The organism is Acinetobacter sp. ANC_7635 (assembly GCF_056779945.1).
The window spans coordinates 123,422-144,307 of sequence record NZ_JBWYIS010000002.1; the positions used below are offsets into that span (position 1 = coordinate 123,422).

The following is a 20,886-nucleotide window of genomic DNA, read 5'->3' on the forward strand; positions in this document are numbered from 1 at the left end:
CAGCGTTGCATCAGCACCCTATTTCTTTACAAAATCTTCTTGTTAAGTCTTCAATGCTCAGTTCGATGTTGGCGGGCGTTATCGCATTAATTCTTTTATTGGTGATCTCGCTTTACCAAAACATGCAGACCCATGACAATATGATGGATGAAATCGCCGATTTGATTTTGGTCAGTGATATTTCAAGTCATGTGGGAAATGAGTTAGATGATTTAAGTGAACAATTTGATATCAAATATGAATTAAAGCTCGATGAACTTATTTTGATTGAATCCCAAGACCTTGCTTTCAATCAAATTGGTTCCAAGGTGTTTTTTCAGAATGATCACTTTGGTTTTGTTTGGCTAGAAGGACGATTATTTCGTTATTACAGTGAGCAAAGTGATCAGCAAATTCTAACTATGCTTCAACCCATGTCAGCGCGTGTTGATCAGTTATTCAAAAGTTTGCTGGGCTACGGTGGTGTTCTCATTATTTTATGGGGCATTCAATGGTTTATTCTACACTTTATTATACGACGTCAGTTTAGATCTATTCACCAACTTTCAAAATTAATTTCCCAAAAGACTGTTAAGGATTTATCACCGATTACACCTTCAAAACCAGAACTAAAAGAACTGCAACCTATTGTGAGTCAAATAAACCAAATGATGGAGCGTTTAGATCGGGCAATTACTGCGGAACAACGTTTTACAGCTGATGCATCCCATGAATTAAGGTCGCCACTTTCAGCGATTCAAATGCGGTTACAACTTTTAAAACGAAAATACCAGTCTGATCATGAGGATTTGTCACAAGACTTAGAGCAGATTCTAAAAGATGTGAGTAGGGGCTCAAATATTTTAGAAAATTTACTTTTGTTGGCCAGACTTGATCCGTCTTCAACGCAAGATGTACCGATACAGTCCATAGATTTAGACCGTTTGACGAAAGAGGTTTTACATTCAGTACAACCTTTGAGCCAAGAAAAAAATATTCAGTTTAAAACTGAGTTAGGAAATCATGCGATTAAGGCAAATCCTGAGTTAATGTTTAGCTGCATTCGAAATTTAGTCGATAATGCAATCCGCTATACGCCACAGAATGGAATCGTTGATATTTTAATCAAACAAAATAATAATGAAATTCTATTTGTGATTGAAAATGAAGGTCACGGCATTGAGCAAACAGTGATTGATCGGCTGGGAGAAAGATTTTATCGTCAGTTAGGCACACGTACAACGGGCTCAGGATTAGGATTATCAATTTGCCGTAAAATTGTCGAATTACATCAAGCCGAGATTGTATTTAAGAAATCGAAGTTAGGTGGGTTAAAAGTTGAAATAAAATTTCATTAAAACCAGTGTCTATAAAGTTGAAGAAATAAAATTAAAGAAGCAGTATGCGCTGATTCATACTGCTTAGTTCCACGATTATTATTATCAAATTTTAGAATTTTTATTTTGTCAAAATGAGTCGATTATTTCGTGTGAGACGAAGGCGATATTCTTCTCCTGCATGCATAATGCGAATTTCTCTGCCTAGAGCAAATAGATTATTTGAGTGAAGCATTGGTAATGCTTGGTGGTTTTCGTTATTACGTGTGAATAAGCTAAATGGTGCGTTCATTCCTTGGACTCCGTGGTATGTGGTGAACGATTTAAATGATAATCATTATCGAATAGAGCTGTCAACGATAATTTTTCTCATTTATAAAAAAACATAAAATGCTTACAATTAAGTACTCATTTTTTGAAAGATAATCATGTCAAAAAAAACGATTAATGTTTCTATAGCGTTGTTATTCCATAAAAATCAAGTTCTTGTAGGGTGGAGAGAAGCCTCTTTACATCAGGGGGGGAAAGCTGAGTTTCCTGGAGGGAAAGTCGAGTTAGGAGAAACTCCTGAACAAGCTTGCCAGCGTGAAGTTCAAGAAGAGGTGGGAATTTTTCTAGATCATGTCTATTTATTTGATCTTATTACGCATGAATATGAAGATCTAATCGTAAAATTGAACATTTATCAGGCTTATGTTGATCAGTCTTTACTAGATCATATTCAAAGTCCTTGGACATGGCATGATCGTTCAGCACTAACCATTTTGAATTTTCCTAAAGCTAATGATGCCATTGTTAAACGACTACTCTGGCCGAATAAAATTGCAATAAAAAATATAGATCGTCTCGAGACAACCATTGATCTTAATCGAGTTAGCTATTTGAGAACTGAAAATGCTTTAGATTTTGCGCTGCAACTCAACCAGTATAATCAACTGGATCAGCTCATTATCAATCGTGATGTGTGGATAGGATTATCAGAATCAAATCAGAAAAAAGTATTTGCCGTACAATTTAAACATGATCAATTGATGCAATTAAATTCTGATTCATTTATGGAGGAATGGAAGGGCATTAAACGCATCGCATCCTGTCATGACCATTCTAGTGTCAGTCGAGCTGTAGCGTTAGGTTTTGATGCAATATTTTTAAGTCCAGTACTGTGTACAACATCGCATCCTCAGCAAGCACCCTTAGGTTGGACGCAGTTTGAATTGTTATCAAAAGATATACATATACCAGTTTATGCGCTAGGCGGTATGAAGCCTGAATTATTAGATCAGGCCATACAACATGGAGCTTATGGAATTGCTGGTATTCGTGCTTTTTAAAGGCATTAAAAAGTAAAACTCATGCTTAAATCAAAATTTCTTGATTTGGTTTTGTGCTTCTTGGATGAGTTTTTGATTTTTTTGGAGTTGACCTGATTTCAAAATAATTTGCCAAAGTTGTCGCTTCATCGTTGCTGTTTGAGCATAACTGAGACCTCGTTTTGCCAACGATTCAGCATTTTTTGCCTCATTTTTTTGATTGGCAATCATCGCGAGATACATATAGGTCTCTGCAGATTGAGGGGCAAGTCTTTGTGCTTGGAGTGCGGCTTTCTCAGCTTCACTCCATTTTGCTTGACGAAATGCATGATGGGTTTGTTGCATTAGATTTTTAAATGCGGGAAGTTGGCGGCCATCATCGAATTTTTGAGTTGTGCTTTTCTGTTCAGGAATAACAATTTGTAATTGTTCCCGTTTAATCTCGGGTCGATCATAAGGCGTAATTTTAATACCATCGGCATCTTTTTGAGATGGTGTTGTTTTAGTCTCAGCTTGTTTAGGTTTCTGAGACGGTTGTGAGTTTTGAGGGGAGGTTAAAGTTTGGCAACCGCCTAAGAGTAATATGCTGGTGAATACTACGCTAAAATTCAGTTTTTTCATTAACCTTAACTCCTCCTAAACTTATTTTAAGGATTATAACTTCCACTCGAAAGTACTCGAGTGGCATTCGTATTTAAATCCCGTTCCATTTCTGTTTCGCTCTCACGAATATATTGGTCGATGCTGTCTTCTGCTGGAATTTCTTCTGCATTCGTTTCAGGAACGTAAGTCGGCTCTACTTGGTAGTGTGGTAAGCCACATGCTGTTGCGCGACGTGGAACAGTATATTTAAGTATCGGTACATAGAGCGCACCTTGACAACCTTGTGCTGAAAGCTCACCGCTATTTGAATCAATCCAATGCCATTGTACCTCATCAGGTTGACGTAAATTGACTGGTTTTTGCTTCAGTTGCTTCATTACGTTGGTCCACACGGGTAAAGCGCCAGATGAGCCCGTTAAGCCTGTGACTTTATTGTCATCTAATCCAAGCCAGACAACAGCCAAATGATTACCTGAATACCCCGCGAACCAAGAATCTCTTGTATCATTGGTCGTACCTGATTTACCCGCTAGATTTAGATTCGGAGCGAGGCCGTTATAAGCAGTACGTCCTGTACCTGCCGACATCACACGTTGTAATCCGTAATTTAAAATATAAGCAGCCGATGGGTCGATCGTTTGTTGAACATTTAAACTATAGCGATTAATGAGCTGACCATTGGTATCAACAACTGTTCGGATAGATTTTGTAGGATATTTAAACCCTCCAGTTGCAAAGTTGCCATAAATATTCATGATTTCCATAGGCGACATTTCAACAGCCCCTAAGAAAATCGATGGGTAATTTGGAATAGGTGAAGTCACGCCAAACTTCATTAAATGATTGGTAAATGAAGAAAGTCCAAATTCTTGTCCCAAGCGAACTGTAGATAGGTTATATGAATTGGCTAAAGCTTGAACCATTGGGACGTAACCATACGAAGTTCCGCTATAATTTTTTGGGGTCCAAGTCTGATTGCGATCGACTGGCACACTAATTGGCGAGTCTTCGATTGCCGTCGCCCAGTTATAACGACCAGATTCCAAAGCAGTTAGGAAAATAACAGGTTTTAATAATGAGCCTACCTGACGTTTTGCATCAACTGCGCGGTTAAAACCTGTGAAGTCAGATACTGAACCTACGGCCGCAATCAATTCACCATTTTCAGGGTGAGAAACTAATACCGCACCTTGAAGCTCTTTCAAGCGTGCAGGATTGGCCTTAGACAGTCTTGATACTGAATCTGTAAATGATTTTTGTACTTTGATTTGTGCGATTGGATCTAATGTTGTGAAAATTCGAAGACCTTGTTTCGTTAAATCGCTTTCTTGGTATTCTGTTTTGAGTTGACGACGTACGATGTCTAGGAAATCAGGGAAGCGAGCTGGACCTAAAGTCGGTTTTTTAATCACGTTTAAAGGTTTAGCTGACTCAGTTTCATATTGATCTTCAGTCAAATATCCCATGACTAACATATTGTTTAGAACAACATTACGGCGTTTTAATGCACTTTCAGGATTTCTCCAAGGATTGTATAAGCTAGGACCTTGAACGAGTCCGACAAGGAAAGCCTGTTGCGCTATACTCAATTCTCTAAGTGGTAAACCAAAATAAAATTGAGACGCTAAACCATAGCCATTGATCGAGTAATTACCATTTTGTCCTAAATTAACTTCATTCAAATATGCTTCCAGAATTTCATCTTTGTCATAATGAAACTCAAGCAACAACGCCATAAAGGCTTCATTCACTTTACGTTTGATTGTACGTTCAGGGGTCAAATAAAAGTTTTTAACCAATTGCTGTGTGAGTGTAGAACCACCTTGACGCTTACCACCAGTAACGTTGCTTACAACTGCGCGTGCTGTACCACGAAACGAGACGCCGTGATGATGATAGAAGTTGCGGTCTTCAGTCGCAATAAGCGCTTGAATTAAAGGTTTAGGAACACGATTGAGTTTAATGAGAACACGGTCCTCGTTGTGTTGAGGGTAGATTCCCCCAACTAACATTGGTTCTAGACGGGCAATCCCCGTACTCGATGGTTTTGTTGCTTTAATCTCTGAAATTTGACTAGCGCCAAAACTGACTTGGAGGATTTGTTCTGGTTCTACACTATCACCAAAATCGAAGCCACGCGTGTGGACATATATAGTATTGCCTTGAACCAAAAAATTACCTGGCTTGGTATAGTCTTCAGCGTTTTTATAACCCAACAGACCTAGCTCTTGAATGAAGTTTTGTTGCTCAACGGGTGCATTAGCATAAACTTCCAAGGGGCGTGCATATACTTTCGCTGGAATATCCCAACGATTGCCTTCAAATTTATCGCGAATAATATTATCTAAACGGATTAGATAAATACTAAAAGCTACAAATGCAGAAATCACCAGCACTGAGAAAATCAATGCAATTAAGCCAATACCACGTTCAAACTTCATAGATCAAAAAGCAAAACCCTGTTTTATTGCGCTCATCATGCGAAGCTTTTTTATAATTTGCAATAATTAAACTGTGAATTTATGCCTTTTTTAGATAAATGTAATGATTTATCTAATTCAATATTAAGGAGAAAATTAAGATTTTAAGTTGGGGAAATGTGAAATTATTCGTGAAATTCATAACATGAAACAGGCTTGAAATATGTAAGTCACAGAATGATGATGATATGATACTCAACAATTCATCTGGAGCCGTAGCATACGTGCAACTTTCAGCAAAGTCATTTCGTAATATTGGATTAATTGGACGACCAGATAAATCATCTGTGGTTGAGACTTTAAGTCTAATTCATGACCATTTGATTAGTTTAGGTTTGCATCCAGTTTTTGATTCAGAAACCGCTAAATTGGTCCCTTATAAAAATTCGCAAACGGTCAGTCGAGCTTTATTGGGTGAAGTTACAGATTTGGTGATTGTCGTAGGTGGTGATGGTTCATTGCTTCAAGCGGCTAGATCTTTAGTGAAATACAATACTCCCGTCATCGGGGTAAACCGTGGGCGTTTAGGTTTCCTAACAGATATCAAACCGACAGAAGTGTTATTTAAATTAGATCAAGTCTTGAAAGGTGAGTTTCAGCTAGATCGTCGTTTTTTATTAGAAGTCGAAGTTCGTAGTAAAAATGAACTGATTTATGATGCAATAGCATTGAATGATGTGGTTCTGCATTCAGGTAAGTCAGTCCATATGATTGAGTTTGATCTTCATATTGATGGCCAATATGTTTATCGCCAACACAGTGATGGTTTGATTGTATCGACACCTACGGGTTCAACAGCATACGCACTTTCTGGTGGCGGTCCAATTTTGCACCCAAGTATGGATGCGATCGCGCTAGTGCCAATGCACCCGCATACGCTTTCTTCTCGTCCGATTGTGGTGGGTGGTCAAAGTGAAATTAAAATTCAAATTCGTAAGAATCGAGTGTTGCCAATGGTGAGTGCTGATGGGCAACACAGTGTTTCTTTAAATGAAGGTGATTGGTTGCATATTCGCAAACATCCTTTCAAACTTACTTTATTACATCCACCTGGATACGACTTTTATATGGCATGTCGTACCAAACTAGGATGGAATCAAGATTACGATTCATTTCATCAGCAGGACTAAACATGAATATTGAACAAATGTTATCAGTTTTGGATGCAGACATCGTTGCTCGTTTAAGAACTGCCGTTGAAATCGGTAAATGGCCAAACGGTGTAGCTTTAACTCAAGAGCAGCGTCAGATTTCAATGCAAGCAGTCATTGCTTGGGAAGCTAAAAATCTGCCAGAAACAGAAAGATCAGGGTATATTGATAAAGGTCATAAAGAGGAAGGTGATGAATGTGATTCACATGTTCCAGAGCCAGAATTTCAACCTATACGTTTTGTATAATGTTCTATGCTTAAAAAAGACACCTGATGGTGTCTTTTTTTAATCCGAAGTTAAACTCGATGACGTGATTGCCAGTATTCTTGAGCCAAAGTCTGCGCTTGTGTAAATGTATCAGCCACATTCATGGTGTAAAGTGCGATTCCCATAGTTTCAATAACAGCCACCTCTCCGTAAGTATGTTGGGAATCACCTAACCATACTTCTTTGAAAGTATCTAAGTTCAACTCTTCTTCAATTGCTGAACGATCAGCTGTGAGTTTCGGAAGTTCAAGCTCATACAGTTCACCGTCTCGTATACCGCAAATTAAGGTTTTTGCATCTGGGTTTCGTTCAAATTCACCGCCTTCACCTTTAATCACCGCACTGTTAACGTAACCTAATTTGGCAGCAGTCTGTTGATGAGAATTGCGATACGCAGGGTGAAATATCGCTTGCAAAGTGGCTTTGGCATTGAAGGGATTGATGAGTCGTGAAAGCGTATGAATGGGTGAGCGTAAGCCCATGATATTGCGTAATGCAATTAAATCACTCAAGGTAGGTGAAATGACTTCGAGTGGTATATAGGCAAAGTTATGCTGATTCAGTTCTGATGCCACTTCGTTTTCATTTTGACAAATGGTATAACCTAAATACTGTAAAACTTGTTCTGTATATAATCGATTAATGGTATGTCCAGAAGCCCCATGCATTACAATACGATGACCATGTTTTGCTAAGGTTAACGCCGATAAGATAAACCACGGATAGTGTTTGCGTTTCCCCGCGTAAGATGGCCAGTCTAGGTCGACATCAATAGCTCTAAATTTAAGTTGATCACGAGTCGCTTGCACAAAGCCAGCCAGTTCATCTACAGATTCTTCTTTCACTCGTAAAAGCATTAAAAAAGCACCCAGCTGAACGTCTAATACCTCATTTTTTAAAATCATCTCAAATGCTTGATAGGCTTCTTCATAGGTCAGTGATCGCGCACCATTTTTTCCTTTGCCAAGAATACGAACAAATTGCGCAAATGGGTGTTCAAAGTCTTTATATAAATTACGTTTTGTATTCATGATCAATGCAGTTGGATGTTCTTAATGACAGTGTAACGTGGAATGATGCTTGGACTAAAAGCTAAATATAAAACTTAATGACCAAGCATTATTTTTAGCTTTTGAGACTGACCAAATTGTATGAATTTTCAAGCGCTTTTGTCCATGACAACTGGAAAAAAACGGGATAGCATGAAAACTTATAAAAAAATGAAGTGTAAGGAACACAAGAATGTTGGCATATGATGCAGATTTAGAATTATTCCGTGATAATTTCAAACGTTTTATGAGTGAGCACGTTGCTCCTCATTATGAGCAGTGGGAACGTGAAGGAAAAATGCCACGTTCAGTGTGGAATGCACTTGGTGAAAATGGCTTCTTGTGCGTAGATGTTCCTGAAGAATATGGTGGTTATGGTGTTCCAACAGAATATTCTTTAATGTTGGTTGAAGAGTCGGCACGTGCAGGTTATAGCGCATTATCGACAGGAATTTCATGTCACTCAGAAATTGCAGCACCATATATTCTACACATCGCGAACGAAGAACAAAAAAAATACTGGTTGCCAAAAATGGTTTCTGGTGAAGTGGTGGGAGCAATTGGAATGACAGAGCCAGGTGCTGGTTCTGATTTACAAGCCATCCGTACGAATGCCATTTTGAATGGTGATCATTATGTTTTGAATGGCTCTAAAACCTTTATTTCAAATGGTCAGCATGCAGACTTGGTTGTGCTTGCCGTTAAAACAGATCCTCAGGCACGTGCTAAAGGCGTCTCACTTCTATTGGTTGATACTCATTTAGAAGGGTTTAAAAAAGGCACAAATCTCGACAAAATCGGTTTGCATTCGCAAGATACTTCGGAACTCTTTTTTGACAATGTCAAAGTTCCAGCTGATCAGCTTTTAGGTCAAGCGGGTCAGGGATTTGCATATTTGATGCAAGAATTACCACGTGAACGTACAGCGATTGCTGCGACAGCATTAGGAGCAATTCGAGGTTCAATTGATGTGACAGTTCAATATGTCCAAGAACGTCAGGCTTTTGGTCAAAAAATTGGACAATTCCAAAATTCTCGTTTTGTTTTAGCACAAGCGAAAATCGATGAACTGGCTACAGCCGCTTTTTATAATCAAAACCTAGCATTGTATAAAGAAGGGAAATTGGATGTTGAAACAGCAGCTGCATTAAAAAGTTTCAGTACAGATATGCAAATGAAAGTGGCGGATAATCTACTGCAACTCTTTGGTGGCTATGGCTATATGACGGAATATCCTATTTCACGCTTCTTTGTGGATGCACGTATTCAACGAATCTACGGCGGAACCAACGAAATCATGAAAGAAATCGTAGCACGTGGCATGCTAGGACGTTAATTTTTATCCGTATTTACATCTCGCTTGATGAATACAAGCGAGATGTATTCGAATGTGTTTTCAATTTTTAAAACTTATAGAACGAACTGATTTTAAAAAAAAGATTAAAGCTATCCTATTCAATGTTCTTGTCTTTTTTCTAATTTATAGCGCGTATTGGATTGATGATTATTTCAACTGTATATTTTTAAGTCTTATTGCCATAAAGTTTGGTTGCTTAACATTTGAAAGCTAACTATTGTTATACTGTTTACATAACTGATTCTGTAAGGCGACATTACAATGATCAACGATGATCAAAACACGACGAATTCTTTAGACTTAGCTAAAATCCGCGAAGATATCGACTCAGTAGATCAACAACTCCAACAACTGATTAACCGTCGAGCACGACTTGCTGAAGCTGTAGCAAAAGCAAAATTTGCTTCTGAAGAAAATCCAATGTTTTATCGTCCTGAGCGTGAAGCACAAGTTTTGCGTAATGTGATGGAGCGTAATGAAGGTCCTTTATCTGACGTGACGATGGCACGTTTGTTTAGAGAAATTATGTCTGCGTGCCTTGCTTTAGAAGCACCACAAAGCATTGCTTTCCTTGGTCCAGTAGGAACTTACACCCATTCGGCAGTACTGAAGCATTTTGGACATGATGCGGTTGTACGCCCACTTCCTACAATTGATGAAGTGTTCCGTGAAGTCGAAGCAGGCAGTGCACATTATGGTTTAGTTCCTGTTGAGAACTCATCAGAAGGCGTGGTTAACCACACGCTTGATTGTTTCAAAGCGTCACATTTAAATGTGATTGGTGAAGTTGAATTACGTATTCATCATCAATTTTTGATTTCTTCAAATACGCGTAAAGACAGCATTAAACAAATCTATGCGCATCAACAAACTTTAGCTCAATGTCGTGGCTGGCTCGATGCTCATTATCCAGGTGTTGAACGTGTGGCTTTGAGTTCGAATGCTGAAGCTGCTCGCCGTATCCGTAATGAATGGCATTCTGCGGCAATCGCATCTGAAACAGCTGCGAGCTTATATGATTTAGAAATCTTACATAGCAATATTGAAGATAATCCAGAAAATACCACACGCTTCTTAGTTATTGGGCGTGAAAAAGTACCACAAAGTGGTAATGATAAAACTTCTTTATTGATCTCTGCACATGACCGTGCAGGTGCGTTATTAGAAATTTTAGCGCCGTTCGCTAAACATAACATTAGCTTGACCAGTATCGAAACAAGACCTGCTTTGCCTGAAAAATGGGCTTATGTATTCTTTATCGATTTAGAAGGGCATATCGAACAAGAGAACGTACGTGCGGCTGTCGAAGAAATTCGTCCATTAGTCAAAGAAATCCGTGTTCTTGGTTCATACCCAATTGCGGTACTTTAAAAAGAGTTGAAACTTAGATATGTCTCAACCTTTATTTAAAAAAGTTGCATTTATTGGGCTAGGATTGATTGGATCAAGTTTAGCACGTGTCATTCAAGCACATGGTCTTGCTGAAAATGTTGTGGCATCCACGCGATCTGTTCAAACGTTAGAAGATGCTAAAGCTTTAGGTTTGATTAGTGAAGGATATGCTGATGCCAAAGATGCAGTGGTTGATGCAGATTTAATTGTTCTTGCTTTACCCGTGAGAGCTACACAATCTGTATTAAACTCGATCAAATCTGTGATTACTCCTGATACTATAATTACAGATGTGGGCAGTACCAAAGGCAATGTGGTTGAGGCTGCAATTGCGGTTTTTGGTGAGCAGTTACCCGCAGGTTTTGTTCCAGGGCATCCAATAGCTGGTGCTGAACATACTGGTGTTCATGCAGGTAAAGTAGATTTATTTGCTAACCACAAAGTGATATTAACGCCGTTAGCAACAAGTGCTGAGTGGGCAGTGCAAAAACTGATTCAGTTATGGCAAGCTGCTCAAGCTGAAGTAATTTGTATGGATGTGGAAAAGCATGATGAGGTGCTTGCGCATACAAGTCATCTGCCACATTTAATGGCATTCAATTTGGTTGAGCAACTTGCAAATCGTGAAGATAATCTGGACATTTTCCGTTATGCAGCAGGTGGTTTCAGAGACTTTTCTCGCATTGCGGCGAGTGATCCACAAATGTGGCATGACATATTCTTTGCCAATAAAAAAGCGATTTTGAATGCTGTTGATGGATTTGAGAACCAATTGGCTCATATTCGACAGCTCATTGAAAACGAAGATTCAAAAGCACTCATGGGATTGCTTGGACATGCTCAAGCAGCACGCCAACATTTTAACCATATGCTTGCCAAGAAACCTTTAATGGAGAACAAAACTGTGACACAGCAATTTACTATTCTGCCGGGTGCTAAATCATTTTCTGGAAAATTTAGCGTGCCAGGTGACAAATCTGTGTCACACCGTTCAATCATGTTTGGTGCGATCGCTGAAGGTACAACACATGTTACTGGTTTCTTAGAAGGTGAAGATGCCTTAGCAACACTTCAAGCATTCCGTGATATGGGTGTAAATATTGAAGGTCCAAAAAATGGTGAAGTCACGATTCATGGTGTAGGAATGTATGGCCTTAAAGCTCCAGCAAGTGAGCTTTATATGGGTAACTCTGGGACTTCGATGCGTCTTCTGTCAGGGATGTTGTCTGCGCAAAAATTTGACTCAGTAATGACTGGTGATGCATCGTTGAGCAAACGTCCTATGGAACGTATTGCAAAGCCACTCCGTGAAATGGGTGCTCAAATTCAAACAACAGGTGAGCGTGGCACACCGCCAGTATCGATCACAGGTAATCAGCAACTAAAAGGTATTCATTACGATTTACCGATGGCTTCTGCACAAGTGAAGTCTGGCATTCTGCTCGCTGGTTTATGGGCAGAAGGTGTAACGTCGGTGACTGAGCCAGAACCGACACGTGATCACTCTGAGCGTATGTTACGTGCATTTGGGTATGATGTGAAAACTGAAGGTAACCGTATTTCTTTAAAAGGTGGTGGTAAGTTAGTTGGAACGAATATTCAAGTGCCTTCAGATATTTCATCTGCTGCGTTCTTTATGGTGGGTGCTGCCATTACTGAAAATTCAGATGTAACACTTGAGGCAGTGGGTATTAACCCTACTCGTACTGGTGTGATCGAAATTTTGAAGCAAATGGGGGCTGATATTTCAGTCGAGAATGAACGAATTGCAGGTGGTGAACCAATCGCTGATATTCGAATTCGTGGCACTCGTACTTTGAAAGGCATCCACATGCCTGAAGATCAAGTGCCTTTAGCGATTGATGAATTCCCAGCATTATTTATTGCTGCAGCTTGTGCTGAAGGTCAAACAGTGTTAACTGGTGCAGCTGAACTTCGTGTAAAAGAGTCTGATCGAATCCAAGTGATGGCTGATGGATTGAAAACAATGGGTGTTGATTGTACGCCTACGGAAGACGGTATTATTATTGAAGGTAAAGGTAAGTCTGGTGATTGGTCTGCTATCTTTACAGGTGGTGAAATTGAGTCACATCATGATCATCGTATTGCAATGAGTTTCTCCATTGCGGGTCTGCGTACTTCAGGCGCAATTAAAATTGTGGGAACTGAAACCGTTGCAACAAGTTTCCCAACATTTACTCAACTCACTGAACAAGCGGGTTTATCTATTCAAGTTAGTGAATAATACGACCAAAGATTTGTATATTTCTTTTCAAACAGCCAAGCAAAAGCTTGGCTGTTTTGTTTATATTGCTTATTCTAATTCTATATAATTAAAAAGCCTTTGGATGAGGAAATGAAAAAATTACAATTTTTAGTTGATCAAACGAAATACGCTAAGGCTCATTCAAGTCATTCTCATGATAATGCACAAACTTACGTTACAGCATTGTTATCTGAACAGTTGGTGCAACATGGATTTCACACTCAAACTACGAATCCGCATGAATTAGAAGTCAGTGTCTCTGATCACCCAATCGCTTTAGGGGTGAACTGTAATCAACCAGATGGCGAAGGACATTTTGTATGTGAAATAAGTGCGCATGCAGACGAGGAACAGGATTGGTTCCAAAAAATTGAGACGCAGAGTGTGATTAAACAACTTGCGCAAGCAGTAGAGCAGACATTAAGAGAAGATGAGTCGTTCCAGTCGCTAGAATGGAAATCCTAACGAGGAATAAAACAAACCCAATGTAAAGAATCTACACTGGGTTTTTCTGAAACACGTAATATTTATATTAAGCCGTAAGGAAGCGAGTGATCGCGACGCGAAGTTGCTTCAAATAACCTGTGAAGAAGTGATTAGCACCAGGTAGCACTGTAATAATATGGCGTTGAGGCTTTGCCCATTCAATTAAATCGGATAATAAAGTGACTTCATCTGCTTCACCATGAATAAACAGAATATCACCTTTAATTGCCGGAGTAACATAGTGACGGATACCAGCAACTGTGGCTGTTGGTAAACCACATAGAATGACTTGTTCAGGTTGAATTTCTTGAGGTAGTGCATGATAGGCCTTCGCCATAACATGTGCACCAAAACTAAAGCCTCCAACATAGAAAGGCAATGTAAGGTGTTTTGCACGTACTTGACGGATGACTTCTAAAATATCTTCTGTTTCACCAAATCCTTCATCGTGAACCCCTTCACTTTGACCTGATCCACGGAAACTTGGACGATAAACGATATAACCACGCTCAAGGAACATTTGAGCTAGCAGAGTGGGAACTTTGTGTTGAGGAGTACCACCTTGAAGCGGGTGAGGGTGACAAACGACCGCAAATCCTTTTACTTCAGACTGAGGATAATCTACAAAAACCTCAATTTTGCCAACAGGGCCTTGAATGAACATTTGTTCAGACATAAAAATACCGATTAACGTGCAGGAGAATCGTATATTTTAACGTCAATAATTAAAAAAAACACAATTGGAAATAAAATAAGTCTACTGTTATAGTTTGATTAATTGTTTTTTGATCAGGTTTCTATGTTTGCCTTAATTTCTCCTGCTAAGACATTAGATTATGAATCTACACTTCCAACTGATGAGCATACTTTACCAAGATTGCTTGACCACTCACAACAGCTTATAGACGTAAGTCGTAAATTGTCTGCTTCAGAAATCGCCAAATTAATGAGTGTGAGTGAAAAGATTGCGAATCTTAACGTGGAGCGTTTTAGAGATTGGCAATCAGACTTTGATTTATCAAATGCACGCCAAGCAATTTTTGCTTTTAAGGGGGATGTTTATACAGGTCTGGATGCGTATTCGCTTACGCAAGCTGATTTAGAATATGCTCAACGCCATTTAAGAATGCTATCTGGTCTCTATGGATTACTTCGACCAATGGATTTAATGATGCCTTATCGTTTAGAAATGGGCACGAAATTAGCAAATCCACGCGGTCACAATCTTTACGAATTTTGGGGCGATGAAATTACCCAGTTGATCAACGAAGACTTATCAGAAGCCAAGAGTGATTTATTGGTCAATATCGCATCCGATGAATATTATAAATCGGTGAAAGAAAGCAAAATTAAAGCTGAAATTATCAAGCCTGTATTTTTAGACCAGAAAAATGGAAAATATAAAGTGATAAGTTTCTATGCTAAAAAAGCCCGAGGATTGATGGCACGTTATATTATCGAAAATAAACCTAACACGGTGGATGATCTTAAATCATTCAATACAGACGGCTATTATTTCGATGCTGAAAGTTCTTTGAAAGGTGAGCTCGTTTTTAAACGTGATGAGCAGGCTGCTTAAAAATAAATAGGCGGTAGCGGGGCAAGGTGTCTGATGATTGATGCATATTTAAACCAGTTGAGAAGATACTGGGCCGTTACTGCACAACAGCTTGAACTATCCTCAGAGGATTCCATATCTATTCTTGATAGATTAGAAGTTCATTACAGTGAGCCTCATCGGCATTATCATACAGTGCAGCATATCGTTGAATGTATGGATCACTTATAATTGGTTCTACCAAATTTAAAAGATCCTTTATCAGTCTCTATAGCTCTTTGGTTTCATGATGTCATATATGAGCCTAAGGCACACGATAATGAACAACAAAGTGCTGATCTGATGCTGAACATCATATCTCCCCACATGGAGATGAGGAGATATGAGAAAATTTATCAGTGGATATTAGCGACCAAAGAGCATCGTGCTTCAGTTGATTCAGACCTTATCTATTTACTTGATATTGATCTTGCAATTCTTGGTTCAACCGCCAAACGTTTTGAAGAATATCAGCAGCAAATTCATCAAGAATTCAGTTGGGTACCCTCTGAAATTTATACACTAAAACGAAATGAAGTTCTTAATACCTTTTATCAAATGGAATCCATTTATAAAACAGCTTATTTTCATGACACTTAAGAAAATCAAGCCAAACAAAATTTAGAGCGAGCATTCGTTAGGCTGATTTGAAAGCAGCTAATGCGCGCTGTCGACTCATCTTTAAATCAACAATAGGTTTTGGATAATTGAGTTTAAGATTCGGATATTTAGCATAAGGCTCATGAATGATTTTCGCATCAAGATGAGCTAATTCAGGTATCCATTTGCGAATATAATCACCTTGACTATCAAATTTTTGTGATTGACTAATGGGGTTAAAAATACGGAAATAAGGTACAGCATCTGTACCTGTTGAAGCACACCATTGCCAGCCACCATTATTTGCCGCTAAATCCCCATCTATCAAATGTTGCATAAACCATTGTTCGCCTTTACGCCAGTCGATGAGCAAATTCTTACTAAGGAACATGGCGACAATCATTCTGACACGATTGTGCATCCATCCTGTTTGAAGCATTTGACGGATTCCAGCGTCCACAATTGGAATACCCGTTTGTCCAAACTTCCAAGCATTTAATTCATCGGGTGCATCACGCCATGGCACATTAGACGTATTTAAATTGAATGGTTGATATTTCGATAATCTTGGAAAGTCAAACAGGATGTGTTGATAAAATTCTCGCCATAATAACTCATCTAACCAAGTTTGTTGACCATCAGAGTAGAGATGAAAATTGCCATTTGAGCGACTAAAAATTGCAGCCAAACATTGTCGAATCGAAATAATTCCTAGATTTAAATACGGTGATAATTGACTGGTAGTATTAATGTTTGGAAAGTCGCGTTGCTGTTTGTAGGTCTCTAAATTCTCGTCAACAAATTTCTCGAGCATTTGTAGTGCAAATGACTCTCCAACAGGCCATTGATATTTAATCTGAGCATCAGGATAAAAATCATGTATCGATGGAATTTTGGAGGTATGAAAGCGTTGTATAAGCTCATGAGGTTGTACTTTCGGTACAGCGAGTGGTTGAGGAACAGAGATATTCAAGATTTCATAGCATGCACGTTTATAAGCACCAAAAACTTGGTAAGGCTGGTGCGTCTTATTTCGAATTGATCCAAGTGGGAAAATTGTGCGGTCATGATAATACTTGACAGTTACTTGATGCGATTCTAATAAGGTCTGCACTTGTGCATCACGATGTAACTCATTCACGCCGATTTCAATGTTGGCGTGTATCGCAGTAATTTGATATTTATTTGTGAAAGTTAATAATCTAGCTGGTACATCGTCCCATTGGGGAACGATTTCCACTACAAGTGGGATATTGAATTGCTTTAACTCACTTTCAAGTGATTTAAGTTGGCGAAGATAAAAGTCAATTTTAATCACTGCATCATCATGCAATTTCCATTGTTCAGGCGAAAGTATCACCACTGCACAAGTATTCCCATGCCGGTTTGCCTCCATTAACGCCGTGTTGTCCCTAACTCTTAAATCCTGACGAAACCAAATGAGATTCATATGATTAATATCCAAATATCCTCAGGAAATTATAAGAATTTGAATCATTTAAATCGTTAAGCATTGTAATTTTTTGCATAAAAAAAGGCGAAGCAGAAGCTTCACCTTTTTGTCCTAAAATCCGTAGATCTTAGTGGTGGTGACCACCAACACCGTGAACGTGACCGTGATCTAACTCTTCTTGAGTTGCTTCACGGATTTCAACGATTTCAACATCAAATGTTAAGTCTTGACCAGCAAGCGGGAAGTTAGCATCAACGATTACGTTTTCGCCCTCAACCGCTTTAACAGTCACAATTTGAACGCCATCATCAGTTTGCGCTTGGAATTGCATACCAGCTTCGATGTTGTCTACGCCTTGGAACATTTGTTTAGGTACTTCTTGAACTAAATCAGTGTTGTACTCACCATAAGCTTCAGCAGCAGGAATCGTTACTGTGAATTTATCACCAGTCGTTTTACCTAACATTGCTTTTTCTAAGCCAGGGATAATGTTGCCAGCGCCTTGCAAATATGCAAGTGGTTCACCTTGAGATTGATCGAGAGTTTCACCCTCTGCATTAGTCAATTTATAGTTAAATAAAACCACAAGGTCATTTGCAATAACTGTCATGTTAATGATCCATTCAAATATTTTAAGGGTACATCATAAAGTGAAAACCAATTTTTGTAGACAATTTTCTAAAAAAAATGCAGTTTCGATAATTTATAACGCTTAAATATTACATTGGGGCGTCTTTTCGATTTTTCAATGCAATTTGATTTTAGGTGCTATTTTTCTGGTCACAAAATCTTTGGCTGTGAGTAACCCTGCCTGTGCATAACCATAAATCGTGGCTTGATGCAGTCGGTAAAGCGATACATACATCGACTTCGCCACAAATCCTTGAACATTGACCTGACCAAGTAATTCACCAACTGCTTTATTCTCACTTAAAGACACAAGTGAACCTTTGTCAGAAAAATTGAACATCGGCTGTGATTTTCCTGAAATTCGTGCTTTCATTGCATCAACGAGGAAAGCAGCCTGTTGACTTGCAACTTGCGCACGCGGTCCTAAAGCTGTTTCACGGGCATCTAAAATACAGTATGCGCAATCACCGAAAGCAAAAACATTCGGATCTGCTTTTGTTTGGAGTGTTGCAAATACGTGTAAGCGACCCATACGATCTTTTTCGAAGCCTTCTAGGTTTTGAATCACTGCTGGAGTTTTAATGCCTGCAGCCCAAACTTTTAATTGTGCTGGAATTGAACTTCCATCATTAAAGTAAATTTGATTAGCATCCACTTTTTCGACACGCTTAGACGTTAAAATATCCACATTCATGCGCTTAAGCTGCTTGGTGCTGTGGTCTGACATTTTTTCAGAAAGAGCCGGTAGAATACGATCCGCGCCTTCAATTAGTGAAATTTTGACGTTTTTAGGGTCAATTTTATTTAGACCGTATTTAAAGAAGTTTTGTTTGGCTTGAACTAATTCAGCTGCAAGCTCAACACCTGTTGCACCTGCACCTATAATGCCAATATGCAGCTCACGATGGTCATTGTTATTTTGAGCTTCGATATAAAGATGAAGTAGATGCTGCTGGAACTGTTCGGCCTGTTTTGGATTATCTAAATAGTGACAATGTTCTTGCACACCTGAAGTATTAAAATCATTGGAAACCGAACCAACCGCTAGAATAAGAGTGTCATAACTTAGCGTTAAATGATCAGTCGATTGGTCATAGGTCGATGCAACAGGTTTGAGCAATTGAATGGTCTTGGCTTCACGATCTAATTGTTCAAATTTACCCAATACAAACTCATAATGATGTTTCGCAGCATGACCAAAATAGTTTGTTTCTTCATCACTAGGGCTTAGTGTACCTGCTGCAATTTCATGTAAAAGTGGTTTCCAAATATGTGTAAGCTTTTGGTCAACTAATGTAATTTTTGCTTTTTTAGATTTGCCCAGCGTGTCACCCAGTTGTGTTGCTAGTTCTAAGCCACCAGCACCACCACCCACAATGACAATATGATGAAGATTCGACATTTAATATTCCTATTTTTATAGCGTCATAAATAAAAAAGAGATGGGGGTTAATATGCCATCTCTTTTTTAAAGAATTGTTCTTTTTGTATTACAAGTTACAGATTTACAATAAAAAACTGCAATCAGTTTAAAGGATAGATTTTTGCTTGATTTGCACTGCTAGATCCGAAACTAAATAATTGTTTAAACCAATTCAAAATACTTTCAAACCATGATGCTTCATCAATTTGAAGTTCATCCTCAATCAATACCGTTTGAATGAGTCGATTATTTTGATAGATATGAATACGTGCCAACTGCTGAATTTGCGCTATAGGTGCGGTTAATGATTGTGTTAGTAGCTCGACGTTCATATGCGTTTGAGTTTGCTGTAAAGGCTCAAGAGCTGAAGTGAATCCAAAAGCATCTGTTTGAATCAAACGATGAGTTTGATTGTCAAAATTACGCATATCAATCATTTGATTCGCGTTATACAAAGAGGTCGTCACGATACTTGGCTTTTTAGTTTCGACTCTGAACATTTTTAAGGTAGATGCGACTACAGGGAGTTCAGCAATTAGTTGCTTATTTTTAATTGCAATTTCATTGCGTGTATAAGCATAGGATAGGTTTAAAAGCTGATGTGCGATTTCAGCGCGTTTGAAGCCACTTTGAGCACCGAGTACCACAACAATAAGTCTTCTTTGATTGAGCTCAAATTGTTGAGTTGGTCGGTTGGCTGTAAGTGCAAGGTTATAGCCTGCAGCACGAGTAAACCCTGTTTTTAAACCATCAACAGTAGCATCTTGTTTTAGTAAGATATTCGTTGCACGGTGAAAATGCTGATTGTAAGTAAAACTTTGCTGTTTCGAGTAGTCAAGGTAATCGGGTGTTTCATTGGTGAGTGCTTGTGCGAGCACGGCTAAATCATGCGCTGTTGAATAGTGCATATCCATTGTAATGCCCGCAGGATTGGCAAAGTTTGTATCTTTCATGCCAAGTGCTTTGGCTTCTTGATTCATGCGTTGAACAAATGCAGGCACTGATCCTGAAATTCGTTCAGCCAATGTGACAGCAGCATCGTTGGCAGACATGATAATTAAGCCTGCTAAAAGCTGATCAATCGTAATTTGTTGAGTCGGCTTCAGATACATCTGAGACTCATCCCATTGAACTACATTGACGACTGGTGTGGCAGTAATAACTTCATTTTTGCTAATTTTACCCGCTTGAATGTCTTTCAGAACGATGTATGCCACCATCATTTTGGTTAACGAAGCTGGTGCACGTTGGACATGGCTATTGTGTTCAGTAATGACTTGACCTGATTGTGGATCTAAGACAGTCCATGCTTCAGCTTCTAAACTTTCTGGTGCAACTTCGAACAAGGAAGCATGTGTGATATTTACTATAAAAAAACTAAAAATTATGAGTAGAGCAGAGTAGAGTTTCAACGGGTTTACCTATATAAGCCAATCCAATGGCATAGATCATCAAGCACACCGCATGCTATGCCTTTTTTTTCTGAAACTCTAGTCAGATTTGT

Annotated in this window: 19 protein-coding genes; 10 read left to right on the top strand and 9 right to left on the bottom strand. The window is 38.9% G+C overall.

Features of this window, described 5'->3' with window-relative positions; genetic code table 11:
- Positions 1-5 precede the first annotated feature (5 nt).
- Complete coding sequence (locus AC1M89_RS04555) at positions 6-1,337, top strand: sensor histidine kinase (protein ID WP_481613967.1); 1,332 nt, start codon at positions 6-8, stop codon at positions 1,335-1,337.
- A gap of 100 nt (positions 1,338-1,437) precedes the next feature.
- Here AC1M89_RS04555 and hemP read toward each other — a convergent pair whose 3' ends face one another.
- Positions 1,438-1,608 (bottom strand): hemin uptake protein HemP, encoded by a 171-nt coding sequence (gene hemP, locus AC1M89_RS04560; RefSeq protein ID WP_035267337.1) that lies wholly within the window; start codon positions 1,606-1,608, stop codon positions 1,438-1,440.
- 136 nt (positions 1,609-1,744) lie between these two features.
- On the opposite strand from hemP, the gene AC1M89_RS04565 reads away from it, so the two are divergent.
- Positions 1,745-2,647 (top strand): thiamine phosphate synthase, encoded by a 903-nt coding sequence (locus AC1M89_RS04565; protein ID WP_481613968.1) that lies wholly within the window; start codon positions 1,745-1,747, stop codon positions 2,645-2,647.
- Between the two features lie 30 nt (positions 2,648-2,677).
- On the opposite strand, the gene AC1M89_RS04570 is transcribed toward AC1M89_RS04565, so the two are convergent.
- Positions 2,678-3,247 carry a tetratricopeptide repeat protein gene (locus tag AC1M89_RS04570; RefSeq protein ID WP_481613969.1) on the bottom strand — a complete coding sequence of 190 codons (570 nt, stop codon included), beginning with the start codon at positions 3,245-3,247 and terminating at the stop codon, positions 2,678-2,680.
- A gap of 26 nt (positions 3,248-3,273) precedes the next feature.
- On the bottom strand, positions 3,274-5,670 hold the full coding sequence (mrcB, locus tag AC1M89_RS04575; protein ID WP_481613970.1) for a penicillin-binding protein 1B: 2,397 nt from the start codon (positions 5,668-5,670) through the stop codon (positions 3,274-3,276).
- Between the two features lie 227 nt (positions 5,671-5,897).
- On the opposite strand from mrcB, the gene AC1M89_RS04580 reads away from it, so the two are divergent.
- Together AC1M89_RS04580 and AC1M89_RS04585 are read left to right on the top strand one after the other, a co-directional pair.
- A complete protein-coding gene (locus tag AC1M89_RS04580) occupies positions 5,898-6,839 on the top strand; it encodes an NAD(+) kinase (protein WP_092767167.1) in 942 nt (313 codons plus the stop codon).
- 2 nt (positions 6,840-6,841) lie between these two features.
- Positions 6,842-7,108, top strand: coding sequence for a YeaC family protein (locus tag AC1M89_RS04585; protein WP_035267325.1), 267 nt, complete (start codon positions 6,842-6,844; stop codon positions 7,106-7,108).
- A 50-nt stretch (positions 7,109-7,158) separates the two neighbouring features.
- Here the strand turns inward: AC1M89_RS04585 and AC1M89_RS04590 are convergent, their stop codons facing one another.
- Positions 7,159-8,160, bottom strand: a complete 1,002-nt coding sequence (locus tag AC1M89_RS04590) for a glycosyl transferase family protein (protein WP_481613971.1) — start codon at positions 8,158-8,160, stop codon at positions 7,159-7,161.
- A gap of 211 nt (positions 8,161-8,371) precedes the next feature.
- Between AC1M89_RS04590 and AC1M89_RS04595 the strand changes: the two genes are divergently transcribed.
- The 4 genes from AC1M89_RS04595 (at position 8,372) to AC1M89_RS04610 (ending at position 13,658) form a co-directional block, all read left to right on the top strand.
- Positions 8,372-9,514 carry an acyl-CoA dehydrogenase family protein gene (locus tag AC1M89_RS04595; protein ID WP_035267322.1) on the top strand — a complete coding sequence of 381 codons (1,143 nt, stop codon included), beginning with the start codon at positions 8,372-8,374 and terminating at the stop codon, positions 9,512-9,514.
- Positions 9,515-9,796: 282 nt separating this feature from the next.
- Complete coding sequence (pheA, locus tag AC1M89_RS04600) at positions 9,797-10,906, top strand: prephenate dehydratase (protein ID WP_035267321.1); 1,110 nt, start codon at positions 9,797-9,799, stop codon at positions 10,904-10,906.
- A gap of 19 nt (positions 10,907-10,925) precedes the next feature.
- Positions 10,926-13,172, top strand: a complete 2,247-nt coding sequence (locus AC1M89_RS04605; RefSeq protein WP_481608801.1) for a bifunctional prephenate dehydrogenase/3-phosphoshikimate 1-carboxyvinyltransferase — start codon at positions 10,926-10,928, stop codon at positions 13,170-13,172.
- 111 nt (positions 13,173-13,283) lie between these two features.
- Positions 13,284-13,658 (top strand): hypothetical protein, encoded by a 375-nt coding sequence (locus tag AC1M89_RS04610; RefSeq protein WP_092767159.1) that lies wholly within the window; start codon positions 13,284-13,286, stop codon positions 13,656-13,658.
- A gap of 67 nt (positions 13,659-13,725) precedes the next feature.
- Here AC1M89_RS04610 and AC1M89_RS04615 read toward each other — a convergent pair whose 3' ends face one another.
- The gene (locus AC1M89_RS04615) at positions 13,726-14,355 is read right to left on the bottom strand and encodes an alpha/beta hydrolase (RefSeq protein WP_035267316.1); all 630 of its coding nucleotides are present in this window, start codon (positions 14,353-14,355) and stop codon (positions 13,726-13,728) included.
- Positions 14,356-14,478: 123 nt separating this feature from the next.
- Here AC1M89_RS04615 and yaaA point away from each other — a divergent pair, with 123 nt between their 5' ends.
- Positions 14,479-15,258 carry a peroxide stress protein YaaA gene (gene yaaA, locus AC1M89_RS04620; RefSeq protein ID WP_481608802.1) on the top strand — a complete coding sequence of 260 codons (780 nt, stop codon included), beginning with the start codon at positions 14,479-14,481 and terminating at the stop codon, positions 15,256-15,258.
- A gap of 210 nt (positions 15,259-15,468) precedes the next feature.
- Positions 15,469-15,876 carry an HD domain-containing protein gene (locus AC1M89_RS04625; RefSeq protein ID WP_481613972.1) on the top strand — a complete coding sequence of 136 codons (408 nt, stop codon included), beginning with the start codon at positions 15,469-15,471 and terminating at the stop codon, positions 15,874-15,876.
- A gap of 37 nt (positions 15,877-15,913) precedes the next feature.
- Here the strand turns inward: AC1M89_RS04625 and AC1M89_RS04630 are convergent, their stop codons facing one another.
- From AC1M89_RS04630 to AC1M89_RS04645, 4 genes are all read right to left on the bottom strand, one after another.
- Positions 15,914-17,326 (bottom strand): cryptochrome/photolyase family protein, encoded by a 1,413-nt coding sequence (locus AC1M89_RS04630; protein WP_481613973.1) that lies wholly within the window; start codon positions 17,324-17,326, stop codon positions 15,914-15,916.
- 130 nt (positions 17,327-17,456) lie between these two features.
- Positions 17,457-17,939 carry an FKBP-type peptidyl-prolyl cis-trans isomerase gene (locus tag AC1M89_RS04635; protein ID WP_092767151.1) on the bottom strand — a complete coding sequence of 161 codons (483 nt, stop codon included), beginning with the start codon at positions 17,937-17,939 and terminating at the stop codon, positions 17,457-17,459.
- Between the two features lie 135 nt (positions 17,940-18,074).
- On the bottom strand, positions 18,075-19,361 hold the full coding sequence (locus AC1M89_RS04640; protein ID WP_481613974.1) for an NAD(P)/FAD-dependent oxidoreductase: 1,287 nt from the start codon (positions 19,359-19,361) through the stop codon (positions 18,075-18,077).
- Positions 19,362-19,483: 122 nt separating this feature from the next.
- Positions 19,484-20,794 (bottom strand): D-alanyl-D-alanine carboxypeptidase family protein, encoded by a 1,311-nt coding sequence (locus AC1M89_RS04645; RefSeq protein WP_481613975.1) that lies wholly within the window; start codon positions 20,792-20,794, stop codon positions 19,484-19,486.
- Positions 20,795-20,886 lie beyond the last annotated feature (92 nt).

Bases quoted from the DNA above. Each gene is read 5' to 3' on its own strand.
- yaaA (WP_481608802.1), top strand. From the start codon at position 14,479: ATGTTTGCCTTAATTTCTCCTGCTAAGACATTAGATTATGAATCTACA.
- AC1M89_RS04585 (WP_035267325.1), top strand. From the start codon at position 6,842: ATGAATATTGAACAAATGTTATCAGTTTTGGATGCAGACATCGTTGCT.
- mrcB (WP_481613970.1), bottom strand. From the start codon at position 5,670: ATGAAGTTTGAACGTGGTATTGGCTTAATTGCATTGATTTTCTCAGTG.
- AC1M89_RS04570 (WP_481613969.1), bottom strand. From the start codon at position 3,247: ATGAAAAAACTGAATTTTAGCGTAGTATTCACCAGCATATTACTCTTA.
- AC1M89_RS04580 (WP_092767167.1), top strand. From the start codon at position 5,898: ATGATACTCAACAATTCATCTGGAGCCGTAGCATACGTGCAACTTTCA.
- AC1M89_RS04605 (WP_481608801.1), top strand. From the start codon at position 10,926: ATGTCTCAACCTTTATTTAAAAAAGTTGCATTTATTGGGCTAGGATTG.
- AC1M89_RS04635 (WP_092767151.1), bottom strand. From the start codon at position 17,939: ATGACAGTTATTGCAAATGACCTTGTGGTTTTATTTAACTATAAATTG.
- AC1M89_RS04590 (WP_481613971.1), bottom strand. From the start codon at position 8,160: ATGAATACAAAACGTAATTTATATAAAGACTTTGAACACCCATTTGCG.
- AC1M89_RS04630 (WP_481613973.1), bottom strand. From the start codon at position 17,326: ATGAATCTCATTTGGTTTCGTCAGGATTTAAGAGTTAGGGACAACACG.
- AC1M89_RS04565 (WP_481613968.1), top strand. From the start codon at position 1,745: ATGTCAAAAAAAACGATTAATGTTTCTATAGCGTTGTTATTCCATAAA.
- AC1M89_RS04595 (WP_035267322.1), top strand. From the start codon at position 8,372: ATGTTGGCATATGATGCAGATTTAGAATTATTCCGTGATAATTTCAAA.
- hemP (WP_035267337.1), bottom strand. From the start codon at position 1,608: ATGAACGCACCATTTAGCTTATTCACACGTAATAACGAAAACCACCAA.
- pheA (WP_035267321.1), top strand. From the start codon at position 9,797: ATGATCAACGATGATCAAAACACGACGAATTCTTTAGACTTAGCTAAA.
- AC1M89_RS04610 (WP_092767159.1), top strand. From the start codon at position 13,284: ATGAAAAAATTACAATTTTTAGTTGATCAAACGAAATACGCTAAGGCT.
- AC1M89_RS04615 (WP_035267316.1), bottom strand. From the start codon at position 14,355: ATGTCTGAACAAATGTTCATTCAAGGCCCTGTTGGCAAAATTGAGGTT.
- AC1M89_RS04640 (WP_481613974.1), bottom strand. From the start codon at position 19,361: ATGTCGAATCTTCATCATATTGTCATTGTGGGTGGTGGTGCTGGTGGC.